Annotated in this window: 19 protein-coding genes and 4 tRNA genes; 15 read left to right on the forward strand and 8 right to left on the reverse strand. The window is 70.4% G+C overall.

The window, feature by feature from the left end; genetic code table 11:
• Positions 1-290 precede the first annotated feature (290 nt).
• The 3 genes from purS to purL are packed head-to-tail and all read left to right on the forward strand — an operon-like array spanning position 291 to position 3,486.
• The gene (gene purS / locus ACIGEZ_RS31620; RefSeq protein ID WP_399838012.1) at positions 291-560 is read left to right on the forward strand and encodes a phosphoribosylformylglycinamidine synthase subunit PurS; all 270 of its coding nucleotides are present in this window, start codon (positions 291-293) and stop codon (positions 558-560) included.
• Positions 557-1,237, forward strand: a complete 681-nt coding sequence (gene purQ, locus ACIGEZ_RS31625) for a phosphoribosylformylglycinamidine synthase subunit PurQ (RefSeq protein WP_399838015.1) — start codon at positions 557-559, stop codon at positions 1,235-1,237. Before purS ends, purQ begins: the two co-directional genes overlap by 4 nt.
• Complete coding sequence (gene purL, locus ACIGEZ_RS31630) at positions 1,237-3,486, forward strand: phosphoribosylformylglycinamidine synthase subunit PurL (protein ID WP_399838018.1); 2,250 nt, start codon at positions 1,237-1,239, stop codon at positions 3,484-3,486. Before purQ ends, purL begins: the two co-directional genes overlap by 1 nt.
• A gap of 64 nt (positions 3,487-3,550) precedes the next feature.
• On the opposite strand, the gene ACIGEZ_RS31635 is transcribed toward purL, so the two are convergent.
• A complete protein-coding gene (locus ACIGEZ_RS31635) occupies positions 3,551-3,961 on the reverse strand; it encodes a nuclear transport factor 2 family protein (RefSeq protein ID WP_399838020.1) in 411 nt (136 codons plus the stop codon).
• A 67-nt stretch (positions 3,962-4,028) separates the two neighbouring features.
• On the opposite strand from ACIGEZ_RS31635, the gene ACIGEZ_RS31640 reads away from it, so the two are divergent.
• The 4 genes from ACIGEZ_RS31640 (at position 4,029) to purM (ending at position 8,701) form a co-directional block, all read left to right on the forward strand.
• Complete coding sequence (locus tag ACIGEZ_RS31640; RefSeq protein ID WP_399838022.1) at positions 4,029-4,817, forward strand: sterol carrier family protein; 789 nt, start codon at positions 4,029-4,031, stop codon at positions 4,815-4,817.
• 95 nt (positions 4,818-4,912) lie between these two features.
• Positions 4,913-5,731 (forward strand): META domain-containing protein, encoded by an 819-nt coding sequence (locus ACIGEZ_RS31645; protein WP_399838025.1) that lies wholly within the window; start codon positions 4,913-4,915, stop codon positions 5,729-5,731.
• Positions 5,732-6,052: 321 nt separating this feature from the next.
• Positions 6,053-7,579: an amidophosphoribosyltransferase gene (gene purF / locus ACIGEZ_RS31650; protein WP_399838027.1), complete on the forward strand. Its 1,527-nt coding sequence runs from the start codon at positions 6,053-6,055 to the stop codon at positions 7,577-7,579.
• 54 nt (positions 7,580-7,633) lie between these two features.
• Positions 7,634-8,701, forward strand: a complete 1,068-nt coding sequence (purM, locus tag ACIGEZ_RS31655) for a phosphoribosylformylglycinamidine cyclo-ligase (protein ID WP_399838029.1) — start codon at positions 7,634-7,636, stop codon at positions 8,699-8,701.
• 168 nt (positions 8,702-8,869) lie between these two features.
• Here the strand turns inward: purM and ACIGEZ_RS31660 are convergent, their stop codons facing one another.
• Both ACIGEZ_RS31660 and ACIGEZ_RS31665 read right to left on the reverse strand, forming a co-directional pair.
• The gene (locus ACIGEZ_RS31660; RefSeq protein WP_399838033.1) at positions 8,870-9,124 is read right to left on the reverse strand and encodes a DUF3073 domain-containing protein; all 255 of its coding nucleotides are present in this window, start codon (positions 9,122-9,124) and stop codon (positions 8,870-8,872) included.
• A 288-nt stretch (positions 9,125-9,412) separates the two neighbouring features.
• Positions 9,413-10,501 (reverse strand): Leu/Phe/Val dehydrogenase, encoded by a 1,089-nt coding sequence (locus tag ACIGEZ_RS31665; RefSeq protein WP_399838035.1) that lies wholly within the window; start codon positions 10,499-10,501, stop codon positions 9,413-9,415.
• Positions 10,502-10,653: 152 nt separating this feature from the next.
• Here ACIGEZ_RS31665 and ACIGEZ_RS31670 point away from each other — a divergent pair, with 152 nt between their 5' ends.
• Both ACIGEZ_RS31670 and bldC read left to right on the forward strand, forming a co-directional pair.
• A complete protein-coding gene (locus tag ACIGEZ_RS31670) occupies positions 10,654-11,505 on the forward strand; it encodes a hypothetical protein (RefSeq protein WP_399838038.1) in 852 nt (283 codons plus the stop codon).
• A 545-nt stretch (positions 11,506-12,050) separates the two neighbouring features.
• Positions 12,051-12,257 carry a developmental transcriptional regulator BldC gene (gene bldC / locus ACIGEZ_RS31675; RefSeq protein ID WP_003949541.1) on the forward strand — a complete coding sequence of 69 codons (207 nt, stop codon included), beginning with the start codon at positions 12,051-12,053 and terminating at the stop codon, positions 12,255-12,257.
• Positions 12,258-12,669: 412 nt separating this feature from the next.
• On the opposite strand, the gene ACIGEZ_RS31680 is transcribed toward bldC, so the two are convergent.
• A tRNA-Asp gene (locus tag ACIGEZ_RS31680) sits at positions 12,670-12,743 on the reverse strand.
• Between the two features lie 107 nt (positions 12,744-12,850).
• Positions 12,851-16,798 (reverse strand): ATP-dependent RNA helicase HrpA, encoded by a 3,948-nt coding sequence (gene hrpA / locus ACIGEZ_RS31685; protein ID WP_399838041.1) that lies wholly within the window; start codon positions 16,796-16,798, stop codon positions 12,851-12,853.
• A gap of 118 nt (positions 16,799-16,916) precedes the next feature.
• Between hrpA and ACIGEZ_RS31690 the strand changes: the two genes are divergently transcribed.
• Genes ACIGEZ_RS31690 through ACIGEZ_RS31700 form a run of 3 tightly spaced genes read left to right on the forward strand, consistent with a single transcriptional unit; the run spans position 16,917 to position 19,084 of the window.
• Positions 16,917-17,258, forward strand: coding sequence for a hypothetical protein (locus tag ACIGEZ_RS31690; RefSeq protein ID WP_399838043.1), 342 nt, complete (start codon positions 16,917-16,919; stop codon positions 17,256-17,258).
• 57 nt (positions 17,259-17,315) lie between these two features.
• Entirely contained in the window at positions 17,316-18,254 is a 939-nt protein-coding gene (locus tag ACIGEZ_RS31695) for a DsbA family protein (RefSeq protein WP_399838045.1), read from the forward strand.
• Positions 18,251-19,084 carry a cytochrome c biogenesis CcdA family protein gene (locus ACIGEZ_RS31700; RefSeq protein WP_399838048.1) on the forward strand — a complete coding sequence of 278 codons (834 nt, stop codon included), beginning with the start codon at positions 18,251-18,253 and terminating at the stop codon, positions 19,082-19,084. Before ACIGEZ_RS31695 ends, ACIGEZ_RS31700 begins: the two co-directional genes overlap by 4 nt.
• A gap of 133 nt (positions 19,085-19,217) precedes the next feature.
• Here the strand turns inward: ACIGEZ_RS31700 and ACIGEZ_RS31705 are convergent.
• The 3 genes from ACIGEZ_RS31705 to ACIGEZ_RS31715 all read right to left on the reverse strand — a co-directional run bounded on the left by ACIGEZ_RS31705 (position 19,218) and on the right by ACIGEZ_RS31715 (position 19,499).
• Positions 19,218-19,291: transfer RNA gene (locus tag ACIGEZ_RS31705), tRNA-Phe, on the reverse strand.
• A 22-nt stretch (positions 19,292-19,313) separates the two neighbouring features.
• A tRNA-Asp gene (locus ACIGEZ_RS31710) sits at positions 19,314-19,387 on the reverse strand.
• 39 nt (positions 19,388-19,426) lie between these two features.
• Positions 19,427-19,499: transfer RNA gene (locus tag ACIGEZ_RS31715), tRNA-Glu, on the reverse strand.
• 104 nt (positions 19,500-19,603) lie between these two features.
• Here ACIGEZ_RS31715 and ACIGEZ_RS31720 point away from each other — a divergent pair.
• The 3 genes from ACIGEZ_RS31720 to ACIGEZ_RS31730 all read left to right on the forward strand — a co-directional run.
• Complete coding sequence (locus ACIGEZ_RS31720) at positions 19,604-19,954, forward strand: metallopeptidase family protein (RefSeq protein ID WP_399838049.1); 351 nt, start codon at positions 19,604-19,606, stop codon at positions 19,952-19,954.
• Positions 19,955-20,262: 308 nt separating this feature from the next.
• Positions 20,263-20,799 carry a hypothetical protein gene (locus ACIGEZ_RS31725; protein WP_399838052.1) on the forward strand — a complete coding sequence of 179 codons (537 nt, stop codon included), beginning with the start codon at positions 20,263-20,265 and terminating at the stop codon, positions 20,797-20,799.
• A gap of 200 nt (positions 20,800-20,999) precedes the next feature.
• Positions 21,000-22,999 (forward strand): DEAD/DEAH box helicase (locus ACIGEZ_RS31730; protein ID WP_399838055.1); only part of this gene is annotated, 2,000 nt, incomplete at its 3' end.

Raw genomic sequence — 22,999 nt, forward strand, 5'->3', positions numbered from 1 at the left:
GTGCGGAGATGCCGATGTGACGGCGATCCGGGGGCAATGCTGTGCTCGTCGCAGTTTCTCTGCATTCCCTTTGTACAGCGATGGGTGGCGCATTGTGAAGCCCAGGCAATTGTTTCGCGTGTCCCGGGCCGCTCCCTTCGGGTCAATCGGGCGGTGCAATATTTCGCTGGAATTCCCCGGGGTGACGCTTGGGGGGCGTTTGTAGGATCCTTCAGACTTCTACTCGCGTAGAATTTGGAGGCAGGTACGCTGAGGGAACCGCCCATGCAACACCACCACCGGGAGTGCCAGTGGCACGCGTCGTAGTCGACGTCATGCTCAAGCCGGAGATCCTCGACCCGCAGGGACAGGCGGTGCAGCGCGCACTGCCCCGCCTCGGGTTCGCCGGAATCGCCGACGTCCGTCAGGGGAAGCGCTTCGAGCTCGAGGTGGAGGGACCGGTCGACGAGGCCGCCCTCGCCCGCATCCATGAGATGGCCGAAACCTTCCTTGCCAACACCGTCATCGAGGACTTCACCGTGAAGGTCGAGTCCACGGAGACCGCCGGGGCCTCGTCGTGACCGCACGCATCGGCGTCGTCACGTTCCCCGGAACCCTCGACGACCAGGACGCGCTGCGCGCCGCCCGCCTGGCGGGCGCCGAGCCCGTACCGCTCTGGCACCGCGACAAGGACCTCAAGCAGGTCGACGCCGTGGTCCTCGCGGGAGGCTTCTCCTACGGCGACTACCTGCGCGCCGGGGCCATCTCCCGCTTCTCGCCGGTGATGGAGACGATCATCGAGCAGGCGAAGGCGGGCATGCCCGTCCTCGGCATCTGCAACGGCTTCCAGATCCTCACCGAGGCCCATCTGCTGCCGGGCGCGATGCTGCGCAACAACCACCTCCACTTCATCTGCCGCGACCAGAAGCTGCGGGTGGAGAACGCGGAGACCGCCTGGACCGCCGACTACGAGCAGGGCCAGGAGATCCAGGTCCCGCTCAAGAACATGGACGGCCGGTACGTCGCCGACGAGCGCACGCTCGACGAGCTGGAGGCCGAGGGGCGGGTGGCCTTCCGCTACCTGGACATGAACCCCAACGGCTCGCTGCGCGACATCGCGGGCATCACCAACGCCGCGGGCAACGTGGTCGGTCTGATGCCGCACCCCGAGCACGCCGTCGAGCCGCTGGTCGGCACCGGTCGCACCGACGGTCTCGGTTTCTTCACCTCGATCCTCAAGAAGCTGGTCAACGTCTGATGAGCCTCGACACCGTCAAGCACGCCACCGAGACGCCCGACGTCGAGCAGCCCTGGAAGGAACTCGGCCTCAAGCAGGACGAGTACGAGCGCATCCGCGAGATCCTCGGCCGCCGGCCCACCGGCGCCGAGCTCGCCATGTACTCCGTCATGTGGTCCGAGCACTGCTCGTACAAGAGCAGCAAGGTCCACCTGAAGCAGTTCGGCGAGAAGGTCCCGGAGAACGACGCCATGCTCGTCGGCATCGGCGAGAACGCGGGCGTCGTCGACGTCGGCCAGGGTTACGCGGTCACCTTCAAGGTCGAGTCGCACAACCACCCCAGCTACATCGAGCCCTACCAGGGCGCGGCCACCGGCGTCGGCGGCATCGTCCGCGACATCCTCGCCATGGGCGCCCGCCCGGTGGCCGTGGTCGACCCGCTGCGCTTCGGCGCCGCCGACCACCCCGACACCCGGCGCGTGCTGCCCGGCGTCGTCGCCGGCATCGGCGGCTACGGCAACTGCCTCGGCCTGCCGAACATCGGTGGCGAGGTCGTCTTCGACGAGTGCTACCAGGGCAACCCGCTGGTCAACGCCGGCTGCATCGGCGTCATGAAGCACGAGGACATCCACCTGGCCAAGGCCTCCGGCCCCGGCAACAAGGTCATCCTCTACGGCGCCCGCACCGGCGGCGACGGCATCGGCGGCGTCTCGGTCCTCGCGTCCGAGACCTTCGACGACACGAAGCCCACCAAGCGCCCCGCGGTGCAGGTCGGCGACCCCTTCCAGGAGAAGCTCCTCATCGAGTGCACCCTGGAGATCTTCAAGGAGAAGCTGGTCGCCGGCATCCAGGACCTGGGTGGCGCCGGACTCTCCTGCGCGACCTCCGAGCTGGCCTCCGCCGGCTCCGGCGGCATGCGGGTCGACCTCGACCGGGTCCACCTGCGCGACGCGACGCTCTCGCCCGAGGAGATCCTCATGAGCGAGTCGCAGGAGCGCATGTGCGCGATCGTCGAGCCCGAGCACGTCGACCGCTTCCTGGAGATCTGCGAGAAGTGGGACGTCATCGCGGTCGTCATCGGTGAGGTGACCGACGGCGAGCGCCTGGAGATCTTCTGGCACGGCGAGCAGATCGTCGACGTGCCGCCGCGTACGGTCGCGCACGAGGGCCCGGTCTACCACCGGCCGTACGCGCGTCCGGCGTGGCAGGACGCGCTGCAGGCCGACGACGCTAACAAGCTGCCCCGGCCGCAGAACGGCGAGGAGCTGAAGGACCAGGTCCTGAAGCTGGTCTCCTCCCCGAACCAGGCCTCGAAGTCCTGGATCACCGACCAGTACGACCGGTTCGTGCAGGGCAACACGGTCCTGGCGCAGCCCGAGGACGCGGGCATGGTCCGGATCGACGAGGAGACCAACCTCGGCGTGGCCATGGCGACCGACGGCAACGGCCGGTACGCCAAGCTCGACCCGTACACGGGCGCGCAGCTCGCGCTGGCGGAGGCGTACCGCAACGTCGCCGCCTCCGGTGCGAAGCCGCTGGCCATCTCGGACTGCCTGAACTTCGGGTCGCCCGAGGACCCGGCCGTGATGTGGCAGTTCGCCGAGGCCACCCGTGGTCTCGCGGACGGCTGCCTGCAGCTGGGCACCCCGGTCACCGGCGGCAACGTGTCGCTGTACAACCAGACCGGTGACGTGGCCATCCACCCGACGCCCGTCGTGGCCGTCCTCGGTGTGATCGACGACGTCAACCGCCGTACGCCGATCGCCTTCGCGGAAGAGGGCCAGCTCCTCTACCTGCTCGGCGACACGCGTGAGGAGTTCGGCGGCTCGGCCTGGTCCGAGGTCGTCCACAAGCACCTGGGCGGTCTGCCGCCGGCCGTGGACCTCGACCGGGAGAAGCTGCTCGGCGAGATCCTGATCTCGGCCTCCCGCGACGGCATGATCGACGCGGCGCACGACCTGTCGGACGGCGGTCTCGTCCAGGCGGTCGTCGAGTCGAGCCTGCGCGGTGGCAACGGTGCGCGCCTGGTCGTGCCCGAGGACCTCGACGCCTTCACCTTCCTCTTCAGCGAGTCGGCCGGCCGCGCGGTCGTGTCCGTCCCGCGCAGCGAGGAGCTCCGCTTCACCGACATGTGCGGTGCGCGGGGTCTGCCGGCGACCCGGATCGGTGTCGTCGACGGTGACAGCGTGGACGTGCAGGGCGAGTTCAGCGTCTCCCTGGAGGAGCTGCGCGCCGCGCACGAGGCGACGATCCCGGGCCTGCTGGCCTGATCGGTCCCCGTATCCGTACGGAGTGGAGCCCCCGTCCTTCCTGGGCGGGGGCTCTGCGCTGTGGTCAGTCGTCCAGCGACAGGAAGGCGTCCACCTCCTCGATGTCCTCGACGCACTCGTCGATGTCGGAGGCCTTCCCTCCGATGAGGGTGAAGAAGAGGCCGCCTCTCATCTCGATCCCCCGGTCGCCGTGCTCTCCGTACCACTTGTGGGTCGCGATCACATGTCCCCGTCCGTCGGGGAAGACGCCGTCGAGTTCGATGCGCATGGTGCCGCCGGTGTACTCGAAGATGTCCCGATAGTGGGCGAGGACGTTGTCCCGGCCCTTGAAGTGTCCGCCGAACCGGGTGTTGCCGGGCGAGTGGTGGGTGCAGTCGCTGGTGAGCAGGGCACCGAGTGCCTCCATGTCACCCTTGCTGAACGCTTCGTAGCCCTGGCGCACCAGGACGGCATCGGGGTGCTCGTGATGGGTCATGGTCCCGGCACTGCCTTTCGGTGAGGGGATGTCCCCCCTCCTCAAGTCTCGCGGCTAGCCTCAGCCCATGCCACCCGCCAAGAAGCGCACCCGCAGCTACGACTCCGCCAAGATCCGCGCCGCCGTGCTCGCCCAGTTCGGGCACGTAGGGGACGCCGTGCTCGCGCTGCCGGCGGAGGTGCTCGACGGGCCGACCCGGCTCGGTACGTGGACGGTGCGGGACCTGGCGGCGCACCTCGCGTGGATGGTCGACTGCGTGCCGCAGCTGCTTGCCGCGCCCGAGCCCGCGAAGCAGGAACTCCCGCTGCTCGGGTGGCCGTTCGCGACCGCCGCGGCGGCCGAGCGGATCGACGAGCACACCCGGGGGCTCGACTCCGCCGATCTCGCGGGCCTGTACGAGCGGACCCGGGAGGCGTACGGGACGGCGCTGGCGACGGCTGCCGACACCCGGCTGCTGCCGGTGAGCCTCGGCGCGATGTCCCTCGCCGACTTCCTGGTCACCCGGACCGTCGAACTCGTGGTCCACACCGACGACCTGAGCGCGGCGACCGGCCTCGACATCCCCTACGACCGGCAGGCGCTCGCCGCCTGCACCCGGCTGCTCGCCGACGCGCTCGCGGCGAAGGCCCCGGGCGGTGCGGTGGAGGTGCGGATCCCGCCGTACGCCGTGGTGCAGTGCGTGGAGGGGCCCCGGCACACCCGGGGCACCCCGCCCAACGTGGTCGAGACCGACCCGCTGACCTGGATCAGGCTCGCGACCGGCCGCGCCGACTGGGCGGTGGAGCTGGACGCGGCGCGGGTGAGCGCGAGCGGTGAGCGGGCGGATCTGGAGGGGCTGCTGCCGGTGATGGGCTGAGCTGAGGGCCGGCCGACTCGTACGGCTGAGGGCCGGCCCCGCTCGTAAGGGCGCGCCCGACGGAACCGTCTCGTACGCCGGCCCGTCCCATCGGCATGCTGAAGTCGCGCACACTCGCAGCCGCCGTCGTCGTCCCCGTCCTCGGCCTCGTCCTCACCGCCTGCGGTACGGAGCAGGGTGCGGGCTCAGGGGACGGCTCCGGTGCGGACACGGTCGGCCCCGGCTTGCCCGTCGCCGGCACGCACTGGACGATCGACGCGGTCACCGTCGACGGCGCCAGGTCCGTCGCCCCGCCGGGTGCGGGGCTCGGCATCGGGGAGAACGGCCGCGGCCAGGGCGACACCGGCTGCAACCACTTCGGCGCCACCGTCGCCGTCGAGGGCGACACGCTCACGGTCTCCCCGCAGGAGATCACCGAGAAGGGCTGCCCCGCCGACCGGCAGCGCTTCGAGACCGCCGTGCTCCAGGCGTTCAAGGGCAAGCTCAGGGGCGAGCTGAAGGGGAAGGCGCTCACGCTGTCCTCGCCCGACGGCCGCAGGGGCGTGGAGCTGACCGCTGAGCCGGACGCCCCGCTGGTGGGTACGGCCTGGACGGTGGACGCGCTGCTCAGCGGCGACACCGCGGGATCGCTTCCGGCCGGCAGCGAGGGGAAGGCGAAGCTGACCTTCGGCAAGGACGGCCGGCTGACCGGCAACCTCGGCTGCAACCAGGTCACCGCCCCCGCGAAGATCACCGACAAGACGATCACCCTGGGCGTGGTCGCGACGACCCGGATGATCTGCACGGGCCCGCAGATGGAGCTGGAGACCAAGCTGTACGAGGCCCTCGACGGGCCCCTCACCTACCGCCTGGACCACCGCACCCTGACCGTCACCGACAGCGACGGCCAGGGCTTCACGGCACAGGCGGGCTAGCCGAGGGCTAGCCGGCGAGGGGCGGGGCCGGCAGCCCTCGTAGGGGAGGAGTGCGGCGTCCGTCCGTTCCCGGGCGGCCTTCGGCCGGGCCAGGCACCGTGGACTCCGTCACATCCCGACCGTTCGCCCCGTACCGCACGAGCGTCCGGCGGGGACGGTCCTGATCTTGGCTACCGACTGGTAACCCTTGCGCCCCTTGCTTTGTGGGCTCCGACAACGATCGATGGATCAGTTCGTGGGATCCTACGACCAGGTCAGCGGCCCTATCACGCCCCGTTCGCCAATTCGGACCAGTGGTCGATCTCGCCTACACTCGGTGGCGTGCCACGTGGTGACGGTCGACTCAATCACGATCTGCTCCCCGGCGAGAAAGGCCCCCAGGACGCTTGTGGCGTCTTCGGTGTCTGGGCTCCGGGTGAAGAGGTCGCAAAGCTCACGTACTTCGGGCTCTACGCCCTCCAGCATCGGGGTCAGGAATCCGCGGGAATCGCGGTCAGCAACGGCTCCCAGATCCTCGTCTTCAAGGACATGGGCCTCGTGTCCCAGGTCTTCGACGAGACCTCTCTCGGTTCCCTCCAGGGTCATATCGCGGTCGGTCACGCCCGCTACTCGACCACCGGAGCCTCCGTGTGGGAGAACGCGCAGCCGACGTTCCGGGCGACCGCCCACGGCTCGATCGCGCTCGGCCACAACGGCAACCTGGTGAACACGGCGAAGCTCGCCGAGATGGTCGCCGACCTGCCGAAGCAGGAGGGCCGCACCACGCGTGTGGCGGCCACCAACGACACCGACCTGCTCACGGCGCTCCTCGCCGCCCAGGTCGACGAGGACGGCAGGCCGCTCACCATCGAGGAGGGTGCCGCCAAGGTCCTTCCCGATGTCCGTGGTGCCTTCTCCCTCGTCTTCATGGACGAGCACACGCTCTACGCCGCCCGTGACCCGCAGGGCATCCGCCCGCTGGTGCTCGGCCGGCTCGAGCGCGGCTGGGTCGTCGCCTCGGAGTCCGCCGCCCTCGACATCTGCGGCGCCAGCTTCGTCCGCGAGATCGAGCCGGGCGAGCTGATCGCCATCGACGAGAACGGCATCCGCACCTCGCGATTCGCAGAAGCGAAGCCCAAGGGCTGTGTCTTCGAGTACGTGTACCTGGCGCGTCCCGACACCGACATCGCCGGCCGGAACGTCTACCTCTCCCGCGTGGAGATGGGCCGCCGGCTCGCCAAGGAGGCCGCCGTCGAGGCGGACCTGGTGATAGCGACGCCGGAGTCCGGCACCCCGGCCGCCATCGGCTACGCGGAGGCCTCCGGCATCCCGTTCGGCGCCGGCCTGGTCAAGAACGCGTACGTCGGCCGGACCTTCATCCAGCCCTCGCAGACCATCCGCCAGCTGGGCATCCGGCTGAAGCTCAACCCCCTCAAGGAAGTCATCAAGGGCAAGCGCCTGGTGGTCGTCGACGACTCGATCGTCCGCGGCAACACCCAGCGCGCCCTGGTCCGGATGCTCCGCGAGGCCGGCGCCGCCGAGGTCCACATCCGGATCTCCAGCCCGCCGGTGAAGTGGCCCTGCTTCTTCGGCATCGACTTCGCCACCCGCGCGGAGCTGATCGCCAACGGCATGACGGTCGACGAGATCGGCAAGTCGCTCGGCGCGGACTCGCTCTCGTACATCTCCCTCGACGGGATGATCGAGGCGACCACCATCCAGAAGCCCAACCTGTGCCGCGCCTGCTTCGACGGCGAGTACCCGATGGAGCTTCCGGACCCCGAGCTGCTCGGCAAGCAGCTCCTGGAGAACGAGCTGGCCGCCGGCCCCGCCGCCACGGCGGCCGCCGACGCGCTGCGCCGCCCGTAAGACCCCGCTGCAACCCGCAGTACGAGCAGTACGACGACACGAAAGTTCCCAGCCATGCCTGAGACCACCGGTGCCAGCTACGCGTCCGCGGGCGTCGACATCGAAGCGGGCGACCGCGCCGTCGAGCTCATGAAGGAGTGGGTGAAGAAGACGCAGCGCCCCGAGGTCCTCGGCGGCCTCGGCGGCTTCGCCGGCCTCTTCGACGCCTCCGCCCTCAAGCGCTACGAGCGTCCGCTGCTCGCCTCGGCCACCGACGGCGTCGGGACGAAGGTCGACATCGCCCGCCAGATGGGCGTGTACGACACGATCGGCCACGACCTGGTCGCCATGGTCATGGACGACATCGTCGTCTGCGGCGCCGAGCCGCTCTTCATGACCGACTACATCTGCGTCGGCAAGGTCCACCCCGAGCGGGTCGCCGCCATCGTCAAGGGCATCGCCGAGGGCTGCGTCCTGGCCGGCTGCGCCCTGGTCGGCGGCGAGACCGCGGAGCACCCGGGCCTGCTCGGCCCGGACGACTTCGACGTCGCCGGCGCGGGCACCGGTGTAGTGGAGCACGACCGGCTGCTCGGCGCGGATCGCATCCGTACGGGTGACGCGGTCATCGCCCTGGAGTCCTCCGGTCTTCACTCCAACGGGTACTCGCTCGTCCGCCACGTGGTCTTCGACCGGGCCGGCATGCGCCTCGACCAGCAGGTCGAGGAGTTCGGCCGGACCCTGGGCGAGGAGCTCCTGGAGCCCACCCGGATCTACTCGCTCGACTGCCTGGCGCTCACCCGGACGACCGAGGTCCACGCCTTCAGCCACATCACGGGCGGCGGCCTCGCGGCCAACCTGGCCCGCGTCATCCCGGACGGCCTGCACGCGGTCGTGGACCGGTCGACCTGGGCCCCGGGGGCGGTCTTCGACCTGGTCGGCAAGGCCGGACAGGTGGAGCGCCTGGAGCTGGAGAAGACCCTGAACATGGGCGTCGGCATGATGGCCGTGGTCCCCGCCGAGTCGGTGGACGCGGCGCTGACGACGCTCGCCGACCGCGGCGTCGAGGCCTGGGTGGCCGGCGAGATCACCGAGCGCGGCGAGAAGACGACCGGCGCGGAGCTGGTCGGCGACTACGCGAAGTAGTAGGCGGACGAAAACGGCTGAGGGGCACCCCGGTGAGGGTGCCCCTCAGCCGTTAGCCGGCTGCTGAAGGGCGTCGCCGGGCGTCGACCGGCCGATTGCCCGCAGAGAGCGCAGACAGCGCAGCAACCCGGTCCGGGTACCCCGGACCGGGTTGCGGTGTTCAGAAGGTCAAGCGCGACGCTGAGTGGACGCCGGACCGGACTCGTCGTCCTCGTCCTCGTCGTCCGCGTTGTAGAGATCCGCGTACTGCGCGTACGGGTCGTCTTCCTCGTCGTCGTCCTCGAACGGCTCGCCATTCGGCGGCTGGCTCGAAGTCGATGCGCCCAGCTCATTGGCCAGACGCGTCAGGTCAGTCCCGCCGCTGCTGTACTTCAGCTGGCGGGCGACCTTCGTCTGCTTGGCCTTTGCCCGGCCGCGCCCCATGGCTCGACCCCCTCGGTGACGGGGCTCGACGGCCCCAGAGTCTTGACACGCGTTCATGATCCGGAACGGACTCTCGAATGAGAGACCGGTCCGTAGGGCTTCAACGGTACCTGTTTCCTCGGGTCTACGGTACGCCGCGCGCATCACATACCCCGGTACAGAACCTTCGAGGTGCCCCGTCCTCGCTGGTCAATCGCGATTTTAACCCCTTCTTGAGGGGCGACCCGCCGATCGGCGTGAGGGAAGTCTCCCGAATCGTGCTCCGCCGGCGGGCCGCCCCGTCAGGACTCAGCCGCGGCGCGCCTCGGCCATCCGCTGCTCGGCGATCCGGTCGGCCGCCGCGGCCGGCGGAATGCCGTCGTCCTTCGCACGTGCGAAGATCTCCAGGGTGGTGTCGAAGATCTTCGTTGCCTTGGCCTTGCACCGGTCGAAGTCGAAGCCGTGCAGCTCGTCGGCGACCTGGATGACGCCACCGGCGTTGACCACGTAGTCGGGCGCGTAGAGGATGCCGCGGTCCTCCAGGTCCTTCTCGACGCCCGGGTGCGCGAGCTGGTTGTTGGCCGCACCGCAGACGATCTTCGCGGTGAGTACCGGCACGCTGTCGTCGTTGAGGGCGCCGCCCAGCGCGCAGGGGGCGTAGATGTCCAGGCCCTCGGTGCGGATCAGCGCCTCGGTGTCGGCGGCCACGGAGACCTGCGGGAACTTCTCGGTGATGCGCCGCACCGACTCCTCGCGGACGTCGGTGATCACGACCTCGGCGCCGTCGGAGATCAGGTGCTCGACCAGGTAGTGGCCGACCTTGCCGACGCCCGCGACGCCGACCTTGCGGCCGCGCAGCGTCGGGTCGCCCCACAGGGTCTGCGCGGAGGCGCGCATGCCCTGGAAGACGCCGTAGGCGGTCAGGACGGAGGAGTCGCCGGCGCCGCCGTTCTCGGGGGAGCGGCCGGTGGTCCACTGGTTGGCGCGGGCCACGACGTCCATGTCGGCGACGTAGGTGCCGACGTCGCAGGCGGTCACGTAGCGGCCGCCGAGGGAGGCCACGAAGCGGCCGTAGGCGAGGAGGAGTTCCTCCGTCTTGATCTTCTCGGGGTCACCGATGATCACGGCCTTGCCGCCGCCGTGCTCGAGGCCGGCCATGGCGTTCTTGTACGACATGCCGCGCGACAGGTTCAGCGCGTCCGCGACGGCCTCCGCCTCGGTGGCGTACGGGTAGAAGCGGGTGCCGCCGAGGGCGGGGCCCAGGGCGGTGTTGTGGAGGGCGATGACGGCCTTGAGGCCGGTGGCGCGGTCCTGGCACAGCACGACTTGTTCGTGGCCGCCCTGCTCCGAGTGGAACAGGGTGTGCAGTACATCAGGAACGCCGGTCACATCGGTCACGGTGGTGACTCCCATTTGAAGCGGCGGAAGGTCCCCCCTGCGGGTGGGGGTGGGACCAGGTCGGGAGCAGGGTAAGTCCTACCTGGCCGTAGCAGGGGCGCAGTGCTGAGGATCACCCCCCGCAGGAGTACGCGCGTGGAAGGATTTGCGACATGTCGGTCCCTTCCAAGGTGCTCGTCCCGTACGCCTCGTATCTGCGGGTGTACGAGCCACTGGCCGCGTTTCCGGAGCCGGAGCGGGGGCACTGGGCGCGCTACGCGAGCCGGCCGGACATCCCGGGGGTGCAGGAGGAACTGCGGCGGTCGCTGGCCGACTTGGTGCCGGTGCCGCCGGTCCCGGTGCGTGTGCACGAGAGCGGGGACGCGTTCGTGGTGGCGGTGGACGGGGTGGTCCTGGTCTGCCCGTGGCGGACCCGGCTGCGCGGCTGGCTGGCCCTGGAGGAGCTGGTGGGCGGGACGCTGCCGGCGCCGGTCCTGGACGCGATGCTGCCGCCGGTGGTGCGGGAGCAGGTGGCGGCGGACCACGAGCGGTGGCTGGAGCGCCATCCGGACGCGCGGCCGTGGATCCGCAGCGCGGTCTGGGAGGTGCCGCTGCGCTGGTTCGCGCTGTTCTCGGACGAGGAGCGGGAGTACGAGCCGGGTGACGCGGCACGGGGCGCGGCGCCGGTGCTGCGGTACCGGACGCCGATGGTGCAGGCGCGGAGGCGGCTCGCGCGGGCGCTGAAGGCGCTGCGCGATTCGATCGACGAGGGCCCGATGACGGAGGGTCTGGTCGAGGTGGGCCGCTGGCTGGAGGAGTTCCATCCACGGGCGCTCGTGGAGCTGGACTACGGCGGTCTGGTGCACGCGGTCGGTGCGGAGGCGCTGGCGGCGGACCGGTCGGCGGCGGACGTGGCGGAGGGCATCGCGGCGCTGCGGGCGGGTGACGGAGAGGGCGCGAGTGCGGCGTATGGGCGGTTCGCCGCCCGATGGCGGGCGGTCCGCAACCTGCAGTTCGCCAGCTGACCATCGACAGGACAGGTCCACCTGATGTAAATGATCTTCATCGCTGGACGTCTGTTCGGGTCTTTGGTGTGGTCTTGTGGGGACGTTGGTGCGTGTGGGGTAGGACGTAGGTCCCGATCCGGGCCTTTGGCTCAAGCGTGACGGATCGCACTTACCGCACCCTTGCGTCCATCGCCCACCCTCGTGCCAAAATAGGACAAGGAGTCCGGGGAGGGTTCCTTCCGTCCAAGTAAGGGCGGAACGCTCAGCATTGCACTCTATGGGGGGTCTGAGGACTCCTGATCGCTCTGTGACTGATCGTCACAGCGGCGTGACTGTCCGTTATGGCATGGTCCATCGACTTCCGCCGCTGATGAACACCTGCGAGGGCAATTCCATCGGTTTGGCCGACGTGGCTGGACGGATGGTGTAGTTGTAGTGCCGAGGACAAGCCGTTCGTCCTATAACCGACTCGGCTCGCGTCTGCCATTTCGGGCAACGCGGGTCAAGGTGCAGAATTTAGAGGAAAGAACCGAGATGGTTCGGTTCTCCCGAGGAGGCCGCTCATGACCGCTCGCACCCCTGATGCCGAGCCGCTGCTGACCCCTGCCGAGGTTGCCACGATGTTCCGTGTGGACCCGAAGACGGTGACCCGTTGGGCGAAGGCCGGGAAGCTCACGTCCATCCGCACCCTGGGTGGGCACCGCCGGTACCGCGAGGCCGAGGTCCGCGCTCTGCTGGCGGGAATTCCGCAGCAGCGCAGCGAGGCCTGAGGCGCCCGCGACACCTGCAACACCCCGTAACACCGGGCATTTCCGGGTCCCCCAACCCGGTCCGCCCACCCCAAGCTCTGCCGACGCGTACCTGCCCCAACAGGTTCCCCGTCATCGATCGCGCTGGACTCCGCCGGGTCCAGCGCGATCTTTTTGTGCCCGCGTGCACCCGCGTAGACCCCGTGCAATTGCACATATTAAATCGGGGCCATGTAGGGAGGGTGTAAGTGAAGCGGTTTCGAAAACGGATTCAGTGACACCCGTCACACCGTCAAACTCTTGCCGGAGAACAGCCTTCCACCCCCGGGACAGCCCACCAACCCCCCGTTGGTCACCCCTTGCCGGGACCTTGGTCCCTCGAAAGCGGGAATGCAAGAAGGCCCGCACCGATCGGTGCGGGCCTTCTTCGTTGCGATCCTGACGGGACTTGAACCCGCGACCTCCACCTTGACAGGGTGGCGAGCTAACCAACTGCTCCACAGGACCTTCGCAGCCCTTGAGCAGCGGCTGCGAGGAAAACTGTACAGCAGGTCAGCGGTCTGGTCGAACTCGCCCACGGCGGGGGCCTCGGCACGGCATCCCCGCGCCGGGGGCTACGGCACGGCCGCGTCGATCGCCTTCACGATCCGCTTGTCCGACACCGGGTACGCCGTGCCGAGGGCGTGCGCGAAGTAGCTGACCCGCAGCTCCTCGATCATCCAGCGGATGTCCGTGACCTGCGTGGTCACGGGCCGCCCCTTCGGGAGCTGTTCGAGCAGCCAGGCGTACTCGTCCAGCATCTCGTGGACCTTCTCCATCCGGGTGGTGTCCCGCTGGACGCCCGTCGGCATCTGCTGCAGCCGCCGGTCCACGGCCACCAGGTAGCGCATGAGGTCCGGCAGCCGCTTCAGGCCCGTACGGGTGACGAAGCCGGCCGGCATCAGCCAGGAGAGCTGCTCGCGCACGTCCGTGAGGTTCGGCAGCAGTGCGGGGCTGCTCGTGGCCTTCAGGCGCCGCTCACAGGCCTGCCAGGCCGCCAGGATCTGCTGCACCTGGCCCACCGTCCGCACGGTCAGCTCGACGAGGTCGGCGCGGACCCTGTCGTACAGCTTCCGGAAGGACTCCTCGTCCCACACCGGGCCGCCGTGGTCCGCGATCAGCCGGTCGGCCGCGGCGGTGGCGCAGTCGTCGAACAGGGCCTGGATCGAGCCGTGCGGGTTCGACGACAGGGCCAGCTTCTGCTGGTTGGTCAGCCGGTCCGAGGCGAACTTCGCCGGGTTCACCGGGATGTTCAGCATGATCAGCTTCCGGGTGCCCCGCCACATCGCCTGCGCCTGCTCGGCCTCTGTGTCGAAGAGGCGTACGGCCACGGTCTCGCCCTCGTCGACCAGCGCCGGGTACGCCTTGACCGGCTGCCCCGCCCGCCGGGTCTCGAAGACCCGGGTGAGCGTGCCGATCGTCCACTCCTTGAGCCCTGTGCGCTCCAGGGACGGCCCGGAGCCGTCCGGGCCCGCCGTGGCCGCCGCGGCGGCCTTGGAGAGCGCCTGACGGGCCTTGGGGCGCAGCTTCAGCTTCAGCGCCTCCAGGTCCTTGTCCTCGGCCAGCTTGCGGCGCCGCTCGTCGACGATCCGGAAGCTGATCTTGAGGTGCTCGGGGACCTTCGCCCAGTCGAAGTCCTCAGGGGTCAGCGGCACGCCGACCATCCGCTGGAGCTCGCGCGCGAGCGCCGTCGTCAGCGGTTCCTGCACCGGCACCACGGCGTCCAGGAAACGGCCGGCGAAGTTCGGCGCCGGCACGTAGTTGCGGCGGATCGGCTTGGGGAGGGACCGGATCAGCTCCGTGACGACCTCCTCGCGCAGACCCGGGATCTGCCAGTCGAAGCCCTCGTCGGTGACCTGGTTGAGCACCTGGAGCGGCACGTGGACGGTCACGCCGTCCGCGTCCGCGCCCGGCTCGAACTGGTAGGTCACCCGGAACTTCAGCGCGCCCTGCCGCCACGAGTCCGGATAGTCGTCCTTGGTGACCGCGCCGGCCTTCTCGTTGATGAGCATCTCGCGCTCGAAGTCGAGGAACTCCGGCTCCTCGTGACGCTTGTGCTTCCACCAGGAGTCGAAGTGCGCGCCGGACACGACGTGCTCGGGGACCCGCTTGTCGTAGAAGTCGAAGAGCGTCTCGTCGTCGACGAGGATGTCCCGGCGCCGGGCGCGGTGCTCCAACTCCTCGACCTCGGTGAGGAGTTTGCGGTTGTCGGCGAAGAACTTGTGGTGGGTGCGCCAGTCGCCCTCGACGAGCGCGTTGCGGATGAACAGCTCGCGGGAGACCTCGGGGTCGATCCGGCCGTAGTTGACCTTGCGGTCGGCGACGATCGGCACGCCGTACAGCGTCACCTTCTCGAGGGCCATGACCGCCGCCTGGTCCTTCTCCCAGTGCGGCTCGCTGTACGTCTTCTTCACCAGGTGCTGGGCCAGCGGCTCGATCCACTCGGGCTCGATCCGCGCGTTGACCCGCGCCCACAGGCGGGAGGTCTCCACGAGCTCGGCGGACATCACGAAACGCGGGGGCTTCTTGAAGAGAGCGGAGCCGGGGAAGATCGCGAACTTGGCGCTGCGGGCACCCAGGTAGTCGTTCTTCGCGCCGTCCTTCACGTCCTTGAGACCGATGTGGCTCAGGAGGCCGGCGAGGAGCGACACGTGGACGGACTGCTCCGGCGCGTCCTCCTCGTTGAGGTGGATGCCCATCTGCTTGGCGACCGTGCGCAGCTGCGCGTAGATGTCCTGCCACTCGCGGATGCGCAGGAAGTTCAGGTACTCCTGCTTGCACATCCGGCGGAAGGAGCTGGACCCGCGCTCCTTCTGCTGCTCGCGGATGTAGCGCCAGAGGTTGAGGTACGCGAGGAAGTCGCTGGTCTCGTCCTTGAAGCGGGCGTGCTGCTGGTCGGCCTGCGCCTGCTTCTCGGACGGCCGCTCGCGCGGGTCCTGGATCGAGAGGGCCGCCGCGATGACCATGACCTCGCGCACGCAGCCGTTCTTGTCCGCCTCCAGGACCATGCGGGCCAGACGCGGGTCGACGGGCAGCTGGGAGAGCTGCCGGCCCTGCTGGGTGAGCCGCTTCTTCGGGTCCTTCTGCGTCGGGTCGATCGCCCCCAGCTCCTGGAGGAGCTGGACGCCGTCGCGGATGTTGCGGTGGTCCGGCGGGTCGATGAAGGGGAACTTCTCGATGTCGCCGAGGCCGGCCGCGGTCATCTGGAGGATGACGGAGGCGAGGTTCGTCCGGAGGATCTCCGCGTCCGTGAACTCCGGTCGGGTGACGAAGTCGTCCTCCGAGTAGAGCCGGATGCAGATGCCGTCCGACGTACGGCCGCAGCGGCCCTTGCGCTGGTTGGCGCTGGCCTGGCTGACCGGCTCGATCGGCAGCCGCTGCACCTTGGTGCGGTGCGAGTAGCGGGAGATGCGGGCCGTGCCGGGGTCGATCACGTACTTGATGCCGGGGACCGTCAGGGAGGTCTCCGCGACGTTCGTCGCCAGGACGATCCGGCGGCCGGAGTGCGCCTGGAAGACCCGGTGCTGCTCGGCATGGCTCAGCCGGGCGTACAGCGGCAGGATCTCGGTGCCGCGGAGGTTCTTCTTGATCAGCGCGTCCGCGGTGTCGCGGATCTCCCGCTCGCCGGAGAGGAAGACCAGGATGTCGCCCGGCCCCTCGGCCTGGAGCTCGTCGACGGCGTCGCAGATCGCGGTGATCTGGTCGCGGTCGGACTCCGCCGCGTCCTCGGGGCCGTCCTCCAGGAGGGGGCGGTAGCGGACCTCGACGGGATACGTGCGTCCGCTGACCTCGACGATCGGCGCGTCCCCGAAGTGGCGGGAGAAGCGCTCGGGGTCGATGGTCGCGGAGGTGATCACGACCTTCAGGTCGGGGCGCTTCGGGAGCAGCTGGGCCAGATAGCCGAGCAGGAAGTCGATGTTGAGGGACCGCTCGTGGGCCTCGTCGATGATGATCGTGTCGTAGGCGCGCAGCTCGCGGTCGGTCTGGATCTCCGCGAGCAGGATGCCGTCCGTCATCAACTTGATGAAGGTCTGGTCCTGGTTCACCTGGTCGGTGAACCGCACCTTCCAGCCGACCGCCTCGCCCAGGGGCGTGCGCAGCTCCTCCGCGACCCGCTCGGCGACCGTGCGGGCGGCGATCCGGCGGGGCTGGGTGTGGCCGATCATGCCCCGGACGCCGCGGCCCAGCTCCAGACAGATCTTCGGGATCTGCGTCGTCTTTCCGGAACCGGTCTCACCGGCGACGATCACGACCTGGTGGTCGCGTATCGCCTCCAGGATCGTGTCCTTCTTCTGGGAGACGGGCAGCTGCTCGGGGTACGTGACGGCGGGCACGCGGGAGGCGCGCGCGTCGACGCGCTCCTTGGCCTTGCCGGCCTCGGCGGCGATCTCGTCCAGGACGGCCTCGCGGGCCTCGGGCTTGCGGATGCGGCGGGCGCCTTCGAGACGGCGGCCGAGCCGGTGCGAGTCCCGCAGCGAGACCTCGGCCAGGACGGTCTGGAGGGCGGCGAAGGAAGTAGACATACGGGATCCAGGATCGCACCTGCGGCCGAGAAGCGGCGAACCGATTTACGAGGGCGGGGCGGCGGCCCCGCGTAATATTTCGGGCACACCGGCCAGCACCGTCCCGAAAGGTTTCCGCATGTCCCGCACCCTCCGCGCGCTGGCGGCGTTCGCCGCGCTGGCGGGCCTGGTGCTCGGACTCGTGGTCTGCGGGGCGGTGACGGACACCCCCACGGGGAAGGTGGCCGTCGCCATGGGAGGGCCGGGCTGCGACCAGGGCCACGGCGACGACGGGGCCGCGGGCCCCGTCGTACCACCGCGCTCCCACGGCTTCGGCGAGCTGCTGCCGGCGCTCGCCGCCGACCGGGCGCCGTGCGGGGTCTGGGGCGTGGACGAGGACGTGAAGGACCTGGCGCCGGGGCGGGAGCCGCCTGCGCTCGCCGCGCCGTCGACGGTGGAGCTGTCGATCCTGAGGGTCTAGACGACGGGTGCGTTTTCGCCGTCCGTCCTCTTTCTCCATGCTCAGGAGCGCTTCCGCATGCCCAAGTCCAAGCCCGCGGCCACGTCCAAGCCCGCGGCCACGTCCAAGGCCGCGGCCACGTCCAAGGCCCAGGCCCAGGCCAAGCCCAAAGTCGCGGCCAAGGCCAAGTCCAAGCCCGTCTTGATCGTCGCCGGGGTGGCCCTCGCCGCCGCGCTGCTCGGCGTCGCCTCGTACGCCACCACCAAGCCCCCGTCGTCCCCTGCCGCCGAGGGGGCCGCGGACCCGTCCGGCGACCCCTCCGCCGACCCCTCCGCCGGCGTCTACGCCCAGCTCGCCGCGCTCGCCCGCCGCGACGCCTCCGACCGGCTGGCCCTCGGCCGGGCCGACGCGCCCGTCGTCCTGATCGAGTACGCCGACTTCAAGTGCGGCTACTGCGGCAAGTTCGCCCGGGACACCGAGCCCGAGCTGGTGAGGAAGTACGTCGACGCCGGCACCCTGCGCATCGAATGGCGCAACTTCCCGATCTTCGGCGAGGAGTCGGAGGCGGCGGCCCGTGCCTCGTGGGCGGCCGGTCAGCAGGGCCGGTTCTGGGAGTTCCACAAGGCCGCGTACGCCGAGGGCGCCAAGGAGAAGGGCTTCGGCAAGGAGCGCCTGGCCGCCCTCGCGAACGAGGCGGGCGTCCCGGACCCGGCCCGCTTCACGCGCGACGCGGACAGCGCGGCGGCCCGCCGGGCGGTGGGCAGGGACCAGGAGCAGGGCTACTCGCTCGGCGCCACCTCCACCCCCTCCTTCCTCCTCAACGGCCGGCCCATCGCGGGCGCCCAGCCGACGGAGGCCTTCACGGAGGCCATCGAGGCGGCGGCCAAGGAGGCCAAGGCGGCCAAGGCGGCCAAGGACCCCGGGCCCGCCGAGACGGCGAAGACGGCCGGGCCGGCCGCCACGACGGCCAAGCCGACCGGGCCCTCGCCCGCGCAGACCCAGGCGCCCGGCCGGTGACCTCCGGCATCGGCTACTTCGCGGCCTTCCTCGGCGGCCTGCTCGCCCTGCTCAGCCCGTGCAGCGCGCTGCTGCTCCCGGCCTTCTTCGCCTACTCCGTCGACACGCGGGCCCGGCTCGTGACCCGTACCGGCGTCTTCTACGCGGGCCTTGCCACCACGCTCGTCCCGCTGGGCGCGGCCGGGTCGTTCGCCGGGCGGCTCTTCTACGGCCACCGGGACCTGCTCGTGGCGGTCGGCGGCTGGCTGATCGTGGCGCTCGGGGTGCTGCAGATCCTCGGTCTGGGCTTCGCGTCCCGCCGTCTCGCCGAGGCGAGTGGCCGCATCCGCCCCACGACCGTGTTCTCCGTGTACGCCCTGGGTCTGGTGTACGGCCTGGCCGGCTTCTGCGCGGGCCCGATCCTGGGCAGCGTCCTGACGGTGGCCGCGCTGAGCGGCAGCCCGGTCTACGGGGGCCTGCTCCTCGCGGTGTACGCCCTTGGCATGGCCGTACCGCTGTTCCTGCTGGCCCTGCTCTGGGACCGCTACGACCTGGGGCGGCGGCGCTGGCTGCGGGGGCGGCCGATCCGGGTGGGCCGATTCGCGCTGCACTCGACCTCGCTGCTTTCGGGCCTGTTCTTCGTCGCCCTCGGCGCGCTGTTCCTGGTCTTCGACGGGACCACCGCGCTGCCGGGGCTGCTTTCGGTGGACGACTCCTTCGCCGTGGAGGAGCGGGTGGCGGCCGTGGGCCGTTCGGTCCCGGACTGGGCGCTGCTCGTGGCCGTGGTCGCGGCGGTGACGGTGGGGTTCGCGGTGCGCGGCCGGCGGGGGAGGCGCCGGGAGGAGGCGTAGGCCGTACGGCCGTACGGGGAGGGCCCTGCTCCTTCCCGTACGGCCGCAGGGCCACGGCTGGACGGGGCTGATCCGCCTCATGACGACGGCGCACGAAAAAGGCCCCGTTCTTTCGAACGGGGCCTTCTCTTTGTGGCTGGGGCCGGGGTCGAACCGGCGACCTATCGCTTTTCAGGCGATCGCTCGTACCAACTGAGCTACCCAGCCACGAGACTGTTTCCAGCCTCAGCGATCCTGACGGGACTTGAACCCGCGACCTCCACCTTGACAGGGTGGCGAGCTAACCAACTGCTCCACAGGACCATATGGTGTGCGAGAACAAGTCTCGCACAGGGTTGTGCGTGCCCCCAACGGGATTCGAACCCGTGCTACCGCCTTGAAAGGGCGGCGTCCTGGGCCACTAGACGATGAGGGCTAAGGGCCCGCCTGGGCGCTTCGCAGCGCGTCGGGGACGTGAGAAGCATATGGGATGCCGACCGGTATCGCCAAAACGGTTTCCCGGGGAGGGAGAATGGGCCCGTGCTGGACATGACGCGCGAGGAGTTCGAGGAGCTCGTCGCCGAAGCCCTGGACCGGATTCCGCCCGAGCTGACCCGGCTGATGGACAACGTCGCCGTGTTCGTGGAGGACGAACCGTCCTCCGACGATCCCGAACTCCTCGGGCTGTACGAGGGGACTCCGCTCACCGACCGGGGCGAGTGGTACGCCGGGGTGCTCCCGGACCGGATCACGATCTACCGGGGGCCGACGCTGCGGATGTGCGAGTCGCGCGAGGACGTGGTCGCGGAGACGGAGATCACCGTGGTCCACGAGATCGCCCACCACTTCGGCATCGACGACGAGCGGCTGCACGCGCTGGGCTACGGCTGAGCCCTGCCGGGTCAGGCTGAGCCCTGCCGGGCCAGGCTGAGCCCTGCCGGGCCAGGCTGAGCCCTGCCGGGCCAGGCTGAGCCCTGCCGGGTCAGGCTGAGCCTGCCGGGCCACGGCCGGGCACTGGGCCGCGGCTGAGGCGTGTCCCTTGTGGCGCCAAGGGAGTTGGGCAGGGCAACGCGTTCGATCCGCGATCCGTTCCTGCCTGTCATGTTCTGGAGGTGCCCTCCGTGCGCCATTTGCCCACCCCTGTGAGATGGGCCGCCACCGCGTTGGCGGTCGCCGCCTGCGCGGGCCTGAGCGGCTGTATGAGTGTGAGTGACGAGGGCGGCAAGCCGGCGCCCAGCTCGTCTGCGGGGAAGCGGGGCGCGGCGGGCGGTTCCGGCGAGGACGGCGGGCTCTCCGGCGGGCACGACGGGAGCGGCTTCGACCGTACGGGCAGGAGCGGACCCGACCCGGACGGCGAGGGCGAGGCGACGCCGGTGCCGAGCGGCTCGCCGTCCGCCCCGGCCAAGCCGGCGGGCGGCGGGGGCGCGGCCGGCACGGGCGGGGCGTCCAAGCCGGCGCAGCCGCCGGGCGGCGGGGCGGGCGATCCGGGTGCGGGCGACGCGGGCGGCGGCTCGGGCGCGCCGGGCGGGGCGACCACGCCGCCGGTGGAGCCGCCGCAGCCGACGCCGACCCCGGAGCCGAGCACGCAGTCGCCCGAGCCGACGCCGGAGCCGACGGTGACGGAGACGCCCACGACGACCCCCGGAGCGGACACCCACATGGGTGCCATGCGGGCGGCGGAGGGGCCGGGAGGGCCGTCGGAGCCGGAGGCATCACCGCAGGCCAGGCCGGTGTGACGCAGCCCGGTTTGCCATGGGCGGGGGAGAGTGCGTATGGTGGTAGATCGTTTGATCCCATTTGCCCGGCGCCACCATCGAAGAGCGCCGTGACTGGCGCGTACTCTCCCTTGCCGTGGCTGACCGCATTGAGGCGGTCGTAGTGCGAAACACGGAGTTGACGGGCGCGTGCCGAGACTCCGGAAGGTTTCGCATTTCGCATGTCCATTTTCAGTTCTGATCAGTCCGTCCTGCCCGAGAACGACGAGATCGTCGACGTCATCGAGCTCGTCGAGGCCCAGGCCGACGCCGAGGCCGAGACGATGATCGAGACGGCCGTCGAGGCCGACGAGACCCCCGCCGACGAGACCCCCGAGCTCACCTTCGCCGACCTGGGTCTCCCCGAGGGCGTCGTCCGCAAGCTCGCCCAGAACGGCGTGACCACCCCCTTCCCGATCCAGGCCGCGACCATCCCGGACGCCCTGGCCGGCAAGGACATCCTCGGCCGCGGCCGCACCGGCTCCGGCAAGACCCTCTCCTTCGGTCTGCCGACCCTGGCGCAGCTGGCCGGCGGCCACACCGACAAGAAGAAGCCCCGCGCGGTCATCCTCACCCCGACCCGTGAGCTCGCGATGCAGGTCGCGGACGCCCTCCAGCCGTACGGCGACGTCCTCGGCCTGAAGATCAAGGTCGTCTGCGGCGGTACGTCCATGGGCAACCAGATCTACGCCCTCGAGCGCGGCGTCGACATCCTCGTCGCCACCCCGGGCCGTCTGCGCGACATCATCAACCGTGGCGCCTGCTCTCTGGAGAACGTCCAGGTCGCCGTCCTCGACGAGGCCGACCAGATGTCCGACCTGGGCTTCCTGCCCGAGGTCACCGAGCTGCTCGACCAGGTTCCGGCCGGCGGCCAGCGCATGCTGTTCTCGGCCACGATGGAGAACGAGATCTCCACGCTGGTCAAGCGCTACCTGGTCGACCCGGTCAGCCACGAGGTCGACAGCGCCCAGGGCAACGTCTCGACCATGTCCCACCACGTCCTCGTCGTGAAGCCGAAGGACAAGGCGCCGGTCACGGCCGCCATCGCCGCCCGCAAGGGCCGCACGATCATCTTCGTCCGCACCCAGCTGGGTGCCGACCGCATCGCCGAGCAGCTCGTCGAGGCCGGCGTGAAGGCCGACGCGCTGCACGGCGGCATGACGCAGGGTGCCCGTACCCGCGTGCTCGCCGACTTCAAGGACGGCTACGTCAACGCGCTGGTCGCCACCGACGTCGCCGCCCGCGGCATCCACGTCGACGGCATCGACCTGGTCCTGAACGTGGACCCGGCCGGTGACCACAAGGACTACCTGCACCGCTCGGGCCGTACCGCCCGTGCCGGCCGCTCGGGCGTCGTGGTCTCCCTCGCCCTGCCGCACCAGCGCCGTCAGATCTTCCGTCTGATGGAGGACGCGGGCGTCGACGCCTCGCGTCACATCGTGGGCGGCGCGGGCGCGTTCGACCCGGAGGTCGCCGAGATCACCGGTGCGCGTTCGCTGACCGAGGTCCAGGCCGACTCCGCGAACAACGCCGCCAAGCAGGCCGAGCGTGAGGTCGCCGACCTCACCAAGCAGCTGGAGCGACTGACCCGCCGCGCCGTCGAGCTCCGCGAGGAGGCCGACCGCCTGGTCGCCCGTTCCGCGCGCGAGCGGGGCGAGGACCCGGAGGCCGCGGTCGCCGAGGTGACGGAGGCCGCCGAGGCCGAGGTCGCCGCGGCCGTGGTCGCGGCCGAGCCGGTCCAGGAGCGCCGCGAGGAGCAGCGCCCGGCGTTCCGCGACGAGCGGGGCAACTACGAGCGCCGTGACCGCGGTGGCGACCGTGGCGACCGTGGTGGCTTCCGCCGCGACGACCGTCGTGACGACCGCGGTGGCCGTCCCTTCGAGCGTCGTGACAACGACCGTGGCGGCTTCCGCCGTGACAACGACCGTCCGTCCGGTGGTTTCCGCCGCGACGACCGTCGTGACGACCGCGGTGGCGACCGTGGCGGCTTCCGCCGCGACGACCGTCCGTCGGGCGGCTTCAACCGTGACGACCGCGGCGGCCGTTCCTTCGAGCGCCGTGACAACGACCGTCCGTCCGGTGGCTTCCGCCGCGACGACCGTCGTGACGACCGCGGTGGCGACCGTGGCGGCTTCCGCCGCGACGACCGTCCGTCGGGCGGCTTCAACCGTGACGACCGCGG

The organism is Streptomyces sp. NPDC085481, assembly GCF_044541845.1.
GTDB lineage: Bacteria > Actinomycetota > Actinomycetes > Streptomycetales > Streptomycetaceae > Streptomyces.